Below are 14,047 nucleotides of genomic sequence, written 5' to 3' on the forward strand. Positions count from 1 at the left end.
CACCTTGCCCGGAATTGCTGAGTGCAATGATAGCAATGCAATCACTTTGCAACAAGCGCTAGAAAATACGCCAGGCGATATACACCAGCGTCAATGCGATCACCCACAGCGCCAGCCGGCCGGAGCGGGTGTAGCGCGCCTCGGCCTTGCCGATCGCGCGTGCGGTCCTTTCGTCGAAGCGCAGGCCGTGTTCGGCCATCAGGTCGATCTCACGCGACAGCCGCTCGGTGCGGGCGGCGAGGTCCGGTGCCTGGCGGGCCAGCGCCAGCAGCGCGTTGGCACCGTCGCGCGCATCGGCCAGCAGGGCGCGCGGGCCGAGGTTGCGGGCAATCCAGCCGCTCACCACCGGCTCCGACGTCTTCCACATGTTGAAGGCCGGATCGAGCGTGCGGGCGACGCCTTCGACGACGACCATGGTCTTCTGCAGCAGCACCAGCTCGGACCGCGTCGCCATGTCGAAGAGGTCGGTCACCTCGAACAGCAGCGTCAGCAGCTTGGCCATCGAGATGGTCTCGGCAGGCTGGCCGTGGATCGGTTCGCCGATCGCCCGGATCGCCTGGGCGAAGGCGGCGACATTGTGCTGGCGCGGCACGTAGCCGGCCTCGAAATGCACCTCGGCGACGCGCTGGTAATCGCGCGTGATGAAGCCGTAGAGGATTTCGGCGAGGAAGCGGCGCTCCTTTTTGCCGAGCCGGCCGGCAATGCCGAGATCGACGGCGACGATGGTGCCGTCGGCTTCTATAAACAGGTTGCCGGGGTGCATGTCGGCGTGGAAGAAACCGTCACGCAGCGTATGGCGCAGAAACGACTGAACGAGGTTGGCGGCAATCGCCTTCAGGTCGTGGCCGGCGGCGGTCAGGCCGGCAATATCGTTCATCTTGATGCCGTCGACCCATTCCATGGTCAGCACGTCACGACCGGTGCGCTCCCAGTCGACCGACGGCACACGGAAGCCCGGATCGTCCTTGGTATTCTCGCCGAGCTCCGAAAAAGCCGCTGCCTCCAGCCTCAAATCCATTTCGATCTTGGTAGTCTGGGCCAGCGTCTCCGTCACCTCGACCGGCCGCAGCCGGCGCGACGACGGGATGTACTTTTCCTGCAGCCGGGCGGCGAGGAAATAGCTTTCGAGATCGCGAAAGAAGCGGCGGCGCACGCCCGGCCGGATGACCTTCACCGCCACTCGCCTAACGACGCCGTCCTGCAGGGTTTCAGCGGTATGGACCTGGGCGATCGAGGCGGCGGCGACGGCCTCGCCAAAACTGGCATAGAGCTCACCGACCTTGCGTCCGAGCGATGCTTCTATCGCCGCTATGGCCTCGGCCTTGGGAAAGGTCTGCATCTTGTCCTGCAGCATGGCAAGATCAAGCGCGATATCGTTGCCGACGACATCCGGCCGTGTCGCCAGGAACTGGCCGAGCTTGACGTAGGATGGGCCGAGCCGCACGACCGCCTTGGCCAACCTGTCGCCGCGCTCATAGGCAAGCGCCCGACGGCGGGTGAATAGCCGGGCCATGCGCCAGCCGAATTTCGGCAAGCCGAAGAGCTCGTCACCGGGCAAAGCCGCGATGACGCCCTCGCGCACAAGCACCCAGCCGGCCCGCACGAGCCTGAAACCAGCGCCGATGCTGCTCATGGCTGGCTTTGCCCTGCCGGTTTCCTGAACTGGCGCAAGGCAGGTCGGAAAATGCGGGCCAGCCTCAAAGCTTCCAGCCCGAATGAAGCGCGGCAATGCCGCCGGAATAATTGCGGAACGAGGCGCGCTCGAAGCCCGCGCGCGAAATCATCGCCGCGAAATTCTGCTGATTGGGAAACTTGCGGATCGATTCGACCAGATAGGAATAGGGCTCGTCATCGCCGGTCACCACCTTGCCGATCCGCGGAATGGCGTTGAACGACCATGCTTTATAGACCTTGTCGAGCAGCGGCATCTCGACCTCGGAGAATTCAAGGCAGAGAAAGCGCCCGCCAGGCTTCAGCACGCGATAGGCTTCGGCAAGCGCCACATCGATGCGCGGCACGTTGCGGATGCCGAAAGCGATGGTGTAGGCGTCGAAAGTAGCGTCGGCAAAAGGCAGTTCCTCGGCATTGGCTTCGACGAAATCGGTATTTGCCGACAGGCCTTTTTTCTCGGCCCGGTCGCGGCCGACGGCGAGCATCGAGCCGTTGATATCGAGAACCGTTGCATGAGCGTGCCTGCCGCTCGCCTCGACGATGCGGAAGGCGACATCGCCGGTGCCGCCGGCAACGTCGAGAACGCTCCAGCCCGGCCGCTTCGGTGGATTGAGCCAGGCGACCATGGCGTCCTTCCACAATCGATGCAAGCCGGCCGACATCAGGTCGTTCATCAGGTCGTAGCGGTTCGCCACCTTGTGGAAAACATCATTGACCAGGGACTGCTTGTCGCCTGGCCCTACCCGCTTGAAACCATAAGAGGTTTCCATGCCGCCCGCAGCAGTGGTTCTTTCAACCGACATCGTTTTGATCCGCCATAAAATCGGCGGGACCATAGCCGATCGATGGTGCGGGCGCTATTGTTTAAGGCGCGGTGTTCGGCCGCGCTTCGAAGCAGGTTCCGGAAAAGTGTCACACGGTTTTCCGACAGGAACTTGCGTCATAAGAAAAAGCCTGACGGGATAATTGAATGCCTTTGAAAGCAGAACTGCACTGCCACATCGAAGGGGCAGCGGCGCCTGAACTCGTCCTCCGCCAAGCTGAGAAATACGGCAAGGATGCCTCGCCCTACATCCAGGACGGCTCCTTCGTCTGGCGCGACTTCACCTCTTTCCTCGCCGCCTACGACTTCTCGTCGGACCTGTTCCGCACCGAAGAAGACTATGCGCGGCTGGCCGATCATTACCTGACCAGCCTCGCCCGCGACGGCGCCATCTATTCCGAGGTTTTCACCTCGCCCGACCATGCCAGCAAGGCCGGGCTGTCGCCGAAGGCCTATACCGACGCGCTCGGCGAAGGCATGGCCCGCGCCAAGGCGAAGACCGGCATCGAAGGCCGCATGATCGTCACCGGCGTGCGCAATTTCGGTGTCGAATCGATCGAGCGGGCGGCGCGTTTCGCCGCGCGCTGCGGGCATCCGCTGGTCACCGGTTTCGGCGTCGCCGGCGACGAGCGGATAGGCGACCTGGAAGATTATGTCAGGGCCTTCGAGATCGCCCGCGAGGCCGGCCTCGGCATCACCGTCCATGCCGGCGAATTGATGGGCTGGGAGAGCGTCGAGGCGGCACTCGACCACATCCGCCCGTCTCGCATCGGCCATGGCGTGCGCGCCATCGAGAACCCCGAGCTTGTGCGGCGCATCGCCGACGAAGGCGTCGTGCTCGAATGCTGCCCTGGCTCCAACATCGCCCTGAAAATCTTCGACAGCTTCGCCGACCATCCCTTCCCCGCCTTGCGGGCAGCGGGCTGCAAGGTGACGCTCAACTCCGATGACCCGCCCTACTTCTGGACCTCGCTGAAACGCGAATACGACATCGCTGCCGAGCATTTTGCGATGGACGACAAGGCGCTCACCGCCGTCACCAGGACGGCCATCGAGGCAGCCTTCGTCGACAGGAAGACCAGGGCGGTGCTGCTGGGCAGGCTCGGCGCCAAGGGCAGGTGAATGGTGAATGGTTCACCCGGCGCTTCGGTCCGTCAGCCGCGAGTTTTTCCGCGCAACCAAGGACTCGCAAACCAGTTCACTATTCACTATTCACCATTCACCATTCACTTGCGCAGTTGGAGAACACCATGAAGGGCGTCACCGTCGTCGACCATCCGCTTGTCCAGCACAAGCTGACCATCATGCGCAAGAAGGAAACCTCGACGGCCGGCTTCCGGCGGCTGCTGCGCGAGATCTCGCTGCTGCTCGGCTACGAGGTCACCCGCAACCTGGAACTGACGACGACGACCATCGAGACGCCGATCGAAACGATGGAGGCGCCGACGCTGGAGGGCAAGAAACTGGTCTTCGCCTCGGTGCTGCGCGCCGGCAACGGCTTGCTCGAAGGCCTGCTCGATCTGGTGCCGGCGGCGCGTGTCGCCCATATCGGCCTCTATCGCGACCATGAGACGCTGGAAGCGGTCGAGTATTTCTTCAAGGCGCCGGGCGACCTCGCCGACCGACTGGTGATCGTCGTCGACCCGATGCTGGCGACCGCCAATTCGGCGATCGCGGCGATCGACAAGCTGAAAGGCCGCGGTGCCACCAACATCCGCTTCCTCTGCCTGCTGGCGGCACCAGAGGGCCTCGAGCGTTTTACCCAGGCGCATCCCGATGTTCCGGTCTTCACCGCTTCCATCGACCGCCAACTCAACGAAAAGGGCTACATCATGCCGGGTCTCGGCGATGCCGGCGACCGCATGTACGGCACCAAATAGATCCGTTTACCGATTGTTTACGCAAACGGCTGGTTTCCGCACTCGTTAAAGCGGCAATCACCATGTCGGACTAAGGATCGGCAACCACAAAGGCCGGTCCATGCTGCGCAAGCTCCTCATCCTTGGCGTGTTTGCCGGAACGTCGGCATCGCTGCCGATCGTGTATCAGTCCAATTCACAGGTAATCGAGCGGCTGTTGAAATCCGCCATCGGAGCCAGGCCGGCCGACACTCAAACCAACCTGAATCTCGCCGCCGTCCCGGACAGGCCGGCAACGCCGCAGCCGCTCGGCCGCAAGGTCGTCGTCACCGCGGACGCGCGCGGGCATTTCATGTCGGTCTTCAAGTTGAACGGTCGCCAGGTCGACGGCATGATCGATACCGGTGCGACGCTCGTCGCCATCAACACCTCGACCGCGCGCAGGATCGGCATCTCGCTCAATTCGACGGACTTCAGCCATCAGGTCAACACCGCCAATGGTGCGATCAAGGCCGCCGTGGTGACGATTGACCGCCTGCAGATCGGCAAGATCACCGTCGAGGGCGTCGAGGCCGTCGTGCTCGACGACAGGGCGCTGCACACCAACTTGATCGGCATGAGCTTTCTGCAGCGGCTCGACAAATACCAGGTCGAAGACGGCAAGCTGCTGCTGGTTCAGTGATTACCCGCGCGGCAGGATCCGCCGGATGACGGTTTTCTCCGTGGCCGGTTTGGAAGTGCCGATGGTATAGGCCGAAAGCACCGCGGCCGCGGCCGCTTCGGCATCCCCGGTATTGCGGGCATGGACCAGCGCCAGCGCTTCGCCGGCCCGCACTTCAGCGCCGACCGGCAACAGCCTGGTGATGCCGACGGCGTGATCGATCCTGTCGTCGGGCCGCGTCCGCCCGCCGCCAAGCCCGACCACGGCAAGCCCGATCTCGCGGGTCGCGATGCCGGTGACAAAGCCGTTCGCGCTCGCCTTGACCGCGAATTCCGTTGCCGCTTTCGGCAGATATTTTTCCGGATTGTCGACAAAGTCGACGGGACCACCCAGTGCCGCCACCATGCGCGCGAAGATGGAAGCGGCGCGGCCGCCGGCCAGCGTTTCGGCGGCGCGGCGCAGGCCGCCCTGGTTGGACGACACCAGGCCTGCCGATTGCAGCATCTCGGCGGCCAGCGCCAGCGTCACGTCCTCCAGCCGCCGGTCGCGAAAGCGGCCGGTGAGAAAATCGACGGCGTTGCGCACCTCGACCGCATTGCCGGCGGCGGACGCCAGGGGCTCGTTCATGCCGGTGACCAGCGCCGAGGCCTTAAGGCCGGCGCCATTGGCGACGTCGACCAGGCTGTTGGCCAGTGCGGTTGCGTCGCGCGATTTCTCCATGAAGGCCCCGTTGCCGACCTTGACGTCAAGCACCAGCGAATTGAGGCCGGCGGCCAGCTTCTTCGACAGGATCGAAGCAGTGATCAGCGGCACCGATTCGACCGTTCCCGTCACATCGCGGATGGCGTAGAGCCTGGCGTCGGCGGGTGCGAGATCGGCGGTCTGGCCGATGATGGCGCAGCCGGTTTCGAGCACCGTCTTGCGGAAGCGCGCAACATCCGGCTGGCTGATATAGCCGGGGATGGCATCCATCTTGTCCAGCGTGCCGCCGGTATGGCCCAGACCCCTGCCGGAAATCATCGGCACATAGGCGCCGCAGGCAGCGACGATCGGCGCCAGCATCAAGGAGACATTGTCGCCGACGCCGCCGGTCGAATGCTTGTCGGTGACCGGGCCGGGCAGATCCGACCAGTCGAGCACATCGCCGGAATCGCGCATCGCCATAGTCAGCGCCACCGCCTCGTCGCGGCTCATGCCGTTGAAGAACACCGCCATGGCAAAGGCGCCGACCTGCGCGTCGGTGACTGTGCCGGCGGTCAGACCCTCGATGAAGAACGCTGTCTCCTCAGCCGAGAGCTTCTGGCCGTCGCGCTTGCGGCGGATGATTTCCTGGGGAAGCATCAGGCGTCGACCCTGTGCTCCGGAAGCCCGTCCTGAAAAACACGCTGCAGAATGGTCGCCAGCCGCGCACCGCCAACCGGCGCCATGTCCTTGGTCTCCTGGTGCGACAGCTCGGCTCCGGTCATGCCGGCAGCAAGGTTGGTCACGACCGAACAGGCGGCGACGCGCAGCCCAAGGAAGCGGGCGAGAATGACCTCCGGCACCGTCGACATGCCGACCGCGTTGGCGCCCATGACGCGCGCCATGCGGATCTCGGCGGGCGTCTCGAAGCATGGGCCGGAGAACCACATATAGACGCCCTTGTGCAGCGTGGTACCGGTGGCCTTCGCCGCCTGCTCGATGGCGGAGCGGAGACCGGCGTCATAGGCTTCGGTCAGGCCGACGAAACGGCGGTCGCTCGGTTCGCCGATCAGCGGGTTGGAGCCCGAGAAATTGATGTGGTCGGTGATCAGCATCACCGAGCCCGGGCCCATCCCGGGATCGACCGAACCGGCGGCGTTGGTGAGGATCAGCCTGGAGATGCCGAGGCCGGCGAGCACCTCGAGTGCCGGCCGCATCGCCGCCGCGTTGCCGTGCTCGTAATAATGCGCCCGGCCGGACAGCATCAGCACCGGCGTGCCGGCAAAGAGCCCCGCCACCACCTCGCCGGCATGGCCGCTGACTCCGCTTCGGGGAAACCCCGGCAAGTCGGCGTAGGAGATGCGCACCGCATCCTCGACTTGGTCGACAAGCCCGCCAAGCCCTGACCCCAGCACCAAGGCGGTAGTCGGCGCCAGCCCGTCCAGCCTTTCGACGAGGTGATCGAGCGCTTCCTTCATTTCAGCACATCGCCTTCAAACCCGTATGGCAGCAACTCGCCCATGGTCACGGTTTCGACCACGCCGCTATCATCGCAGAGATAGAACTTCGTCTCCGGCCGGCAGAATTCCGCCAGCCGCTGCCGGCAGCCGCCGCAGGGCGAGCATTTTGCCACGCGTTCGGCGATCACGGCGATTTCCGTGATTTTGCCGCCGCCGCCCATGATGTAGTTGGCAAGTGCGGTGGTTTCGGCGCACCAGCCCTCCGGATAGGACGCGATCTCGACATTGGCGCCGGTGAAGACACGGCCGTCCTCGGTGCGCAACGCCGCGCCGACCGGAAATTTCGAATAGGGCGCATAGGCCTTGGCCATGGCGGCTTTCGCCGCTTCGAACAGATCATGAGCCATAATAGATCAGCGTTCCTTGACATAAGGCACGCCGCCGGCGCGCGGCGGGATTGCCTTGCCGATGAAGCCGGCAAGCAGGATGACGGTCAGCACATAGGGCAGCGCCTGCATGAATTGCACCGGCACCTTGCCGATCAGCGGCAGCGGCGTGCCTTGCAGGCGGATCGACGCGGCGTCGAGGAAGCCGAACAGCAGGCAGGCGAACATGGCGTTGACCGGTTTCCATTTGGCGAAGATCAGCGCGGCCAGCGCGATATAGCCCTTGCCGGCGGTCATGTCCTTCACGAAGCCGCCATTCTGCACCATCGACAGATAGGCTCCGGCAATGCCGGTGAGCACGCCGGTGCAGATCAGCGCCCGATAGCGCAGCCAGGCGACTGATATGCCGGCGGTGTCGACCGCGGCCGGGTTCTCGCCGACGGCGCGCAGGCGCAAGCCGAAGCGGGTGCGAAACAGCACCCACCAGGTGAACGGCACGGCCAGGAAGGCGAGATAGACCAGCACGGAATGGCCGGAGATGAGTTCCGAATAGATCGGCCCGAGAATCGGAACGCTCCTGAGCGCCTCTGCGCCCGGCCAGATGATTGCCTCGAAGCGCTCGCCGGCGGCCAGCGCCGGCGTGCGCCCGCCTTGCTGGAACCAGGCCTGGCCGAGCATGATCGTCGATCCGGCGGCAATGAAATTGATCGCGACGCCGGAAACGATCTGGTTGCCGCGATGGGTGATCGAGGCAAAGCCGTGGATCAGCGCGAAGGCAACCGAGATGAGGATGGCCATGCCGAGGCCGAGATAGGCCGAGTGGAAGACCGAGGCGGCGGCCGCACCGGCGAAGGCGCCGACAAGCATCTTGCCCTCGAGCCCGATGTCGAAGACGCCGGCCCGCTCCGAATAGAGGCCGGCGAGACAGGCGAGCAGCAAGGGCACAGACAGGCGGATGGTCGAGTCCAGGACCTGCACGATAGCGTTGAAGAAATCCATCTCAGGCGCCCTTCCCCTTGACCGCTTCCATGCCGACCGATTTCGGGCTGAGCGAGGCGAACAACGCCTGGACGTAGGGCCGGAACATATGCTCGAGCGCGCCGGCGAACAGGATCACGAGGCCCTGGATGATGACGATCATGTCGCGGCTGATCACCGGCATCTCGAAGGCGAGCTCGGCGCCGCCCTGGTAGAGCATGCCGAACAGGATCGCCGCCAGCACGATGCCGACCGGGTGCAGGCGTCCCATCAGTGCCACCGCGATGCCGACGAAACCGGCGCCCGAAACGAATTCGAGCGCGACATTGTGCTGGTCGCCCATCGTCGGGTTGAGCGCCATCATGCCGGCCAGCGCGCCCGAGATCATCATCGCAATGATGATGATGCGGATCTCCGAAATGCCGGCATAACGCGCCGCTTTCGGGCTGTGGCCATAGGTGCGCATCTCGTAGCCGAGCTTCGTGCGCCAGATCAGCACCCACACCAGAAAGGCCATGGCTAGCGCCAGCAGGGAACTGACGTTGAATGGCGCCGAACGGATTTTGGCGCCGAACAATTCGATGACCCAGTTGAGCTTCGGCAATTGCGCGCCTTCGAGGAAGGTGCGCGTCTGCGGCGCCATCGAGCCGGGCGGCTTCAGCATCCCCACCAGCGCATAGACCATGACGCTGGCAGCGATGAAGTTGAACATGATGGTGGTGATGACGATATGCGAGCCGCGCTTGGCCTGCAGATAGGCCGGGATCAGCGCCCACAGCGCGCCCATCGCCGCGGCGGCGATAATGGCGATCGGGAAGGTCAGCCACCAAGGCAGGAAGCTGTCGAAGGCCAGACAAACAATGCCGATGCCGAGACCGGCGATATAGCCCTGGCCCTCGCCACCGATGTTGAACAGGCCGCAATGCGCCGCAACCGCCACCGAAAGCCCGCTGAAGATGAAGGTGGTGGCATAGAAAAGCGTGAACGCGATGCCTTGGCCGCGGCCGAAGGCACCCTCGACCAGGACGACGGCTGCGCGCAGTGGGTTCTCGCCAACCAATATGACGACGAAGCCGGCAACGACGAAGGCGACGAACAGGTTGATCAGCGGGATCAGCACGTAGTCGGCCCAGGCCGGCAGCTTGGCATAGGGAGTGCTCATTCCGCCGCCTCGCGCTGCTCGACGCCGGCCATCAGCAGGCCGAGCTCGCCCTCGGTCGCGTCGGGGCCGCGTTCGCCGACGATGCGGCCGGCAAACATCACCAGGATGCGGTCGGACAGCGAGCGGATTTCGTCGAGCTCGACCGAAACCACCAGCACCGCCTTGCCCTGGTCGCGCATGGCTATGAGGCGCTTGTGGATGAATTCGATGGCGCCGACATCGACGCCGCGTGTCGGCTGACCGACGATCAACACGCCGGGATCTTGTTCCATTTCCCGCGCCAGCACGATCTTCTGCTGGTTGCCGCCGGAGAAATTGGCGGTCTTGAGGCGGCAGTCCGCCGGGCGGATGTCATATTTGACGATCTTGTCCCTGGCATCGTTACGGATGGCATCAATGTCAAGGAACGGCCCCTTCAGATAGCGCTCGTCGTCCTGGTAGCCGAGGATCGAATTCTCGTTCTCCTCGAAGGCCAGCACCAGGCCGACATGATGGCGGTCCTCCGGCACATGGGCGAGGCCGCGCTCGCGCAGTTCACCGGGATCGGCGGCGCCGGTGAGGTCGATCGGCTTTCCGTCGAGCATAACGGAGCCCGAAACGGCATGCCTGATGCCGGAAATCGCCTCGAGCAGTTCGGACTGCCCGTTGCCGGCGACACCGGCAATGCCGACGATCTCCCCGGCATGGACATCGAAAGAGACGTCGTCGACCATGGTGACGCCGCGGGAATCCTTGACCGTCAGGTTCTCGACCGCGAGCTTGACGCCGCCGGTCTTCGCCTCGCCCTTCTCGACGCGCAGCAGGACGCGCCGGCCGACCATCAGCTCGGCCAGCTCCTCGACCGTGGTCTTCCTGGTTTCGCGTGTCGCCACCATGGTGCCCTGGCGCATCACCGAGACCGTGTCGGTGATCGCCATGATCTCGCGCAGCTTATGGGTGATCAGCACGATCGTCTTGCCCTGCTCCTTCAACTGCTTGAGGATGCGGAACAGGTGGTCGGCCTCGGCCGGCGTCAGCACGCCTGTCGGCTCGTCGAGGATCAGGATCTCGGCGCCGCGATAGAGCGCCTTGAGGATTTCGACGCGTTGCTGCAGGCCGACCGGCAACTCCTCGATGATGGCGTCGGGATCGACTTCGAGCCCGTATTCGCGCTCGAGCCGCTCCAGCTCGGAACGCGCCTTGGCAATGCTCTTCTTCAGCAGCGCATCGCTTTCGGCGCCGAGAATGACGTTTTCCAGCACCGAGAAATTGTCGACCAGCATGAAATGCTGATGCACCATGCCGATGCCGAGCGCGATCGCATCGTTCGGCGTCTTGATCGATGCCGGCTGGCCGCCGACACGGATCTCGCCGGAATCGGCCTGGTAGAAACCATAGAGGATCGACATCAGCGTCGACTTGCCGGCGCCGTTTTCGCCGACGATGCCATGGATAGTGCCGCGCATAATCTCCAGATTGATGTCGCGGTTGGCGCGCACGGCGCCAAAGCTCTTGTCGATGCCGATCAGCTCGATTGCGGCTTGCGCCATGCAGCCTGTTCCCACTGTTATTTTTTTACCGCTTGGTCAAACGCCTAGCATGACGCCCAGTCTGTGCCAATTGGGTCCCTACCAATTGGCCGGAGCAGGGTTCACTCTCGACAAATCCCGCCATGCTTGTCAATTTCCAACGTGGCCGCACCCTGCACAATCGCCTGATCGAGGATTTCAAATGACCATGCCCGAGGACCGGCTGACGACGCTGGAAATCCGCGCCGCCGAGCAGGAGAAGATCATTGAGGAACTGTCCGGCCAGATCGCCGAGCAGTGGAAGGTGATCGAGCGCATGCAGCGCAAGCTGGACGCGCTGGCCGAGCGCTTCCTGGCGCTGGAGGAACAGGCCGCGCCCGACGTGCCGGTGACCAAGCCGCCGCACTGGTGAGGCGAGCAACGGTTATAGGCTGGGCCTTCGCGACATCAGCAACATGGGTGCGCAATCTTGTTCGAACGTTTCGACCGTCATCCAGCCGAGCGCCGCATAGAAATCGCGCGCCTGCCAGGTATAAAGATAGAATTCGACAACGCCGGCCGATGCTGCGCGCGCTTCGGTCGCCCTAACCAGTGCCGTGCCGATCCCTTGGTGCTGGTGCTTCGGAGCGACAGCCAGCCCGGCTAGCCATGGCGTCAGTTCATGCGCCAGCTCCAGTTCACGGCGGACCAGCAAACACGTACCGACTGGGACATCACCGATCCGGGCAACCAGGGAAGTCTCGAATCCGTCACCAGCCAGCAGCTTGCGAAGGCCGGCGATGTCATCTTCGAGCGTCCTTGCGGTGCCATCAAAAAAGGCGGCAAGGCGCAATTGCGCGACTGCCTCAACATCGCGCTCGCGCATCGGTTCGACTGTCGGCTGCATCTGCGTCCCCGGGGGGGTTGATGGTTCACCGGCGTTTGCCAAAACAAAACCGCCGGGACCACGCCCGGCGGTTCGCAATCAGTGCCGGCGGATCAATACGGGCAGGCATTGTCCGACATGTAGTCGTGCACCTTGATGGTGCCGGCGATGATGTCGGCCTTGGCTTTTTCGACCGCCGCTTTCATCGCATCGTCGACAAGCGCCTTGTTGTTGTCGTCCATGGCGTAGTCGACGCCGCCTTCCTTGAGGCCGAGATCGTTGACGCCCGCCGTGAACTTGTCGTTCTTGGCATCCATGAAGGTGTTGTAGACGGCAACGTCGACGCGCTTGACCATCGAGGTCAGCACCTTGCCGGGCTGCAGGCCGTTCTGGTTGGAATCAACGCCGATGCCGAGCTTGCCGGCGTCGGCCGCTGCCTGCAGCACACCGACACCGGTGCCGCCCGCCGCTGCGTAGATTACGTCGGCGCCCTGGTCGATTTGCGTCTTGGCGATCTCGCCGCCCTTGGCCGGATCGTTCCAGGCTGCCGGCGTATCGCCGGTCATGTTCTGGATGACGTCGGTGGCCCCGGCCGCCTTGGCGCCGCCGACATAGCCGCAGCCGAACCTGCGGATCAGCGGAATATCCATGCCGCCGACGAAGCCGACCTTCTTGGTCTTGGAAGCCATCGCCGCCATCACGCCGACGAGGTACGAGCCTTCCTGCTCCTTATAGACCAGGGAGCGGACATTGGGCTTGTCGACGACCATGTCGATGATGGCGAATTTGGTGTCGGGGAACTCGGTTGCGATCTTGTCAAGCGCGTCAGCCCACGAGAAGCCCGCCATGACGATGGGGTTGCGGCCGTCCTCGGCGAAACGGCGCAGCGCCTGCTCGCGCTGGGTGGCGTTGCTGACCTCGAATTCCACATAGGGGATGCCGGTCTCGGTCTTGAACTTTTCAGCGCCGTGGAAGGATGCCTCGTTGAACGACTTGTCAAACTTGCCGCCGAGATCATAGAGGATCGCGGGTTGAATGTCCGCGGCGAAGGCCGGAAGAACCATTGCAGCTGCGGCCATGAGGCCGAGAACGATACGTTTCATGTGATCCACACCCCTGTCGGTTATTTGTCCATTATGCACCGCATGCCGGCCCGGTTCTCCGGCAGGCATACGGTGTCGGGCAGGAGTGTCTTCCTCCCGCTTCGGGTCAATCTGGCACGGCCCGAAACAAAATTCACGTGGAATTTTGACCCTTTGGAAAAGCATGGCGCCGCATCGCGGCGCCACAGCATATTCCTTGCGTCAGGGGCATAAAATCAGGCGGAGACGGCGGCCGGAATGGCGCAGGTGACGCCGGTTCCCTGCAGGCCGCAATAGCCGTAAGGGTTCTTCGCCAGATATTGCTGGTGGTCTTCCTCGGCGAAGTAGAATTCCGGCGCCGGCGCGATCTCGGTGGTGATCTTGCCGCGTCCGGCACCGCGCAGCGAAGCCTCGTAGGCATCGCGCGAGGCGAGCGCCGCCTGGTACTGCGCGTCGTTGAACGTATAGATCGCCGAACGGTAGGTGGTGCCGACATCATTGCCCTGGCGCATGCCTTGCGTCGGGTCGTGGCTTTCCCAGAACAGCTTCAAGAGCTCGGCATAGGACACGATCTTGGGATCGTAGACGACGAGCACGACTTCGGCATGGCCTGTCAGGCCCGTGCAGGTTTCCTGATAGGTCGGGTTGGGCGTGACGCCGCCGGCATAGCCGGCCGCCGTGACCCATACGCCCTCGACTTGCCAGAACAGGCGCTCGGCGCCCCAGAAGCAGCCCAGCCCGAACATCGCCGTTTCCATCCCTTCGGGATAAGGACCCTTGAGCGGCCTGTTCGAGACAAAGTGCTTCGATGCCGTCGGGATCGGCCGGTCGCGGCCGGGCAACGCCTCGGAGGGTTTCGGCAGGTTGAGCTTCTTGTTCAGCATGTCGCTGAGAAACATGTGTGGCTTCCT

The 14,047-nt window shown here is 63.7% G+C and carries 15 protein-coding genes; 4 read left to right on the forward strand and 11 right to left on the reverse strand.

Annotated features, from left to right (window positions below):
• Positions 1-58 precede the first annotated feature (58 nt).
• Both ubiB and ubiE read right to left on the reverse strand, forming a co-directional pair.
• Entirely contained in the window at positions 59-1,633 is a 1,575-nt protein-coding gene (gene ubiB / locus NKH90_RS06705) for a 2-polyprenylphenol 6-hydroxylase (protein ID WP_352469478.1), read from the reverse strand.
• A gap of 64 nt (positions 1,634-1,697) precedes the next feature.
• Positions 1,698-2,474 (reverse strand): bifunctional demethylmenaquinone methyltransferase/2-methoxy-6-polyprenyl-1,4-benzoquinol methylase UbiE, encoded by a 777-nt coding sequence (ubiE, locus tag NKH90_RS06710; protein ID WP_352818247.1) that lies wholly within the window; start codon positions 2,472-2,474, stop codon positions 1,698-1,700.
• Between the two features lie 167 nt (positions 2,475-2,641).
• On the opposite strand from ubiE, the gene NKH90_RS06715 reads away from it, so the two are divergent.
• From NKH90_RS06715 to NKH90_RS06725, 3 genes are all read left to right on the forward strand, one after another.
• Positions 2,642-3,616 carry an adenosine deaminase gene (locus NKH90_RS06715; RefSeq protein ID WP_352612969.1) on the forward strand — a complete coding sequence of 325 codons (975 nt, stop codon included), beginning with the start codon at positions 2,642-2,644 and terminating at the stop codon, positions 3,614-3,616.
• Positions 3,617-3,744: 128 nt separating this feature from the next.
• On the forward strand, positions 3,745-4,374 hold the full coding sequence (gene upp / locus NKH90_RS06720) for a uracil phosphoribosyltransferase (protein WP_023675320.1): 630 nt from the start codon (positions 3,745-3,747) through the stop codon (positions 4,372-4,374).
• Between the two features lie 100 nt (positions 4,375-4,474).
• Positions 4,475-5,035: a TIGR02281 family clan AA aspartic protease gene (locus tag NKH90_RS06725; protein ID WP_352818250.1), complete on the forward strand. Its 561-nt coding sequence runs from the start codon at positions 4,475-4,477 to the stop codon at positions 5,033-5,035.
• On the opposite strand, the gene deoA is transcribed toward NKH90_RS06725, so the two are convergent.
• Genes deoA through NKH90_RS06755 form a run of 6 tightly spaced genes read right to left on the reverse strand, consistent with a single transcriptional unit; the run spans position 5,036 to position 11,210 of the window.
• A complete protein-coding gene (gene deoA / locus NKH90_RS06730) occupies positions 5,036-6,355 on the reverse strand; it encodes a thymidine phosphorylase (RefSeq protein ID WP_352818252.1) in 1,320 nt (439 codons plus the stop codon).
• Entirely contained in the window at positions 6,355-7,173 is an 819-nt protein-coding gene (locus tag NKH90_RS06735; RefSeq protein ID WP_352448279.1) for a purine-nucleoside phosphorylase, read from the reverse strand. The genes deoA and NKH90_RS06735 overlap by 1 nt, the downstream gene beginning before the upstream one ends.
• Positions 7,170-7,562 carry a cytidine deaminase gene (gene cdd, locus NKH90_RS06740; RefSeq protein WP_352488680.1) on the reverse strand — a complete coding sequence of 131 codons (393 nt, stop codon included), beginning with the start codon at positions 7,560-7,562 and terminating at the stop codon, positions 7,170-7,172. Before cdd ends, NKH90_RS06735 begins: the two co-directional genes overlap by 4 nt.
• Before the next feature lie 6 nt (positions 7,563-7,568).
• Positions 7,569-8,540 (reverse strand): ABC transporter permease, encoded by a 972-nt coding sequence (locus NKH90_RS06745; RefSeq protein WP_352469471.1) that lies wholly within the window; start codon positions 8,538-8,540, stop codon positions 7,569-7,571.
• 1 nt (position 8,541) lies between these two features.
• The gene (locus NKH90_RS06750) at positions 8,542-9,681 is read right to left on the reverse strand and encodes an ABC transporter permease (RefSeq protein WP_352469470.1); all 1,140 of its coding nucleotides are present in this window, start codon (positions 9,679-9,681) and stop codon (positions 8,542-8,544) included.
• Positions 9,678-11,210 (reverse strand): ABC transporter ATP-binding protein, encoded by a 1,533-nt coding sequence (locus tag NKH90_RS06755; RefSeq protein ID WP_352818257.1) that lies wholly within the window; start codon positions 11,208-11,210, stop codon positions 9,678-9,680. Before NKH90_RS06755 ends, NKH90_RS06750 begins: the two co-directional genes overlap by 4 nt.
• Before the next feature lie 181 nt (positions 11,211-11,391).
• On the opposite strand from NKH90_RS06755, the gene NKH90_RS06760 reads away from it, so the two are divergent.
• The gene (locus tag NKH90_RS06760; protein ID WP_352469468.1) at positions 11,392-11,601 is read left to right on the forward strand and encodes a SlyX family protein; all 210 of its coding nucleotides are present in this window, start codon (positions 11,392-11,394) and stop codon (positions 11,599-11,601) included.
• A 12-nt stretch (positions 11,602-11,613) separates the two neighbouring features.
• Here NKH90_RS06760 and NKH90_RS06765 read toward each other — a convergent pair whose 3' ends face one another.
• The 3 genes from NKH90_RS06765 to msrA all read right to left on the reverse strand — a co-directional run bounded on the left by NKH90_RS06765 (position 11,614) and on the right by msrA (position 14,035).
• Positions 11,614-12,054, reverse strand: coding sequence for a GNAT family N-acetyltransferase (locus NKH90_RS06765; RefSeq protein ID WP_352469467.1), 441 nt, complete (start codon positions 12,052-12,054; stop codon positions 11,614-11,616).
• A gap of 113 nt (positions 12,055-12,167) precedes the next feature.
• Entirely contained in the window at positions 12,168-13,157 is a 990-nt protein-coding gene (locus tag NKH90_RS06770) for a BMP family lipoprotein (RefSeq protein ID WP_352469466.1), read from the reverse strand.
• A gap of 215 nt (positions 13,158-13,372) precedes the next feature.
• Complete coding sequence (msrA, locus tag NKH90_RS06775; RefSeq protein ID WP_352469465.1) at positions 13,373-14,035, reverse strand: peptide-methionine (S)-S-oxide reductase MsrA; 663 nt, start codon at positions 14,033-14,035, stop codon at positions 13,373-13,375.
• Between the last annotated feature and the right edge of the window lie 12 nt (positions 14,036-14,047).

The organism is Mesorhizobium sp. M0898, from assembly GCF_040319695.1.
Taxonomy (GTDB): Bacteria; Pseudomonadota; Alphaproteobacteria; order Rhizobiales; family Rhizobiaceae; genus Mesorhizobium.